1 protein-coding gene is annotated in these 987 nt (G+C 54.4%); it reads right to left on the bottom strand.

The window, feature by feature from the left end; translation table 11 throughout:
* On the bottom strand, positions 1 to 304 hold a 304-nt coding region (locus A3730_RS29730; protein ID WP_082872364.1), incomplete at its 3' end, for a transposase.
* Between the last annotated feature and the right edge of the window lie 683 nt (positions 305 to 987).

Here is a 987-nt window from a genome sequence, read left to right as displayed (position 1 = left end):
GCCAGATGGCTTGCTCCAAGGAACGGGACACTCTGGCCTTGGCCATTCTGACAATTTGGGACAAATCATGCTTATCCGTTGTGGACAACAGCCAGTGCACATGGTCCGGCATGACCACATAGCACCACGTGTGGCTGGCGTTCTGAATATCTGATTGAGCTATAGATCTGCACACTTGGCAGGCGATAGAGAAACGGGAAAACCATGGGGTTCTGCCCGCTGTGCTGAAAGTAACCAGATAGGGTCTTCCCTGCTGGGAGAAGCGCCCTTTTCTCAAGGAATGGCTGTGGTAGCGATGAGTCATCCATAGAGCGTAACGAGCCGGGGCGGCGTGAGCTGTCAGTTTTTAGAGGACAGGCCTGTCATCTGAATCTGATTATTAAGGAACCTCTGAAAAACTCCTTGCGTACTCAGTCTTTCAGTCTGGTTCGCAATCTATACCCCATTCGGGGCACAGAGGGCGCACTTTTGAAGGTGTCCCCTAACTGGGATCGAGATATGTCCATCCATCGAAAAAGCGCAACAACGAGTGCGGGCCAGCCTGGATGACCCGAAGCACCCGTTCGGGCATAAAGGCGCGGCCTGAAGCGCACACCTGCTGCGCCTTGCCTCTCGGAAAGGGAACCACCCTGACCATCGAAACAAGACACAGCAGCTGCACGCTTCAGGCCACGCCCTTCGGGTCTTCCAGGCTGGCCCGCACTCGTTGTTGCACTTTTTCGATGGATGGACATACACCTTCAAAAGCGCGCCTAGATTGCGAACCAGCCTGAAAGACTGAGTACGCAAAGAGTTATTTAGAGGTTCCCTAATGCACCAAGAATAACAGGACATGGATGATGATGTGGAAACGCGGGATGTTGGCGTTGTTGTTTTTATTGGCGGCTTGCGGTGAGCCGACGCCGCAGGACAAGCCTGGGCAGCTGCTTTATGTGGCCCCCTACGGCACGGCGTGTATCGGTGTTGGAGCCATGGAGTGCCTGCGAG

The sequence above is a fragment of the Alcanivorax sp. HI0044 genome, assembly GCF_001634945.1.
The sequence above is the reverse complement of the archived record's forward strand: the minus strand, read 5'-3'. Positions and strand labels throughout refer to the sequence as shown.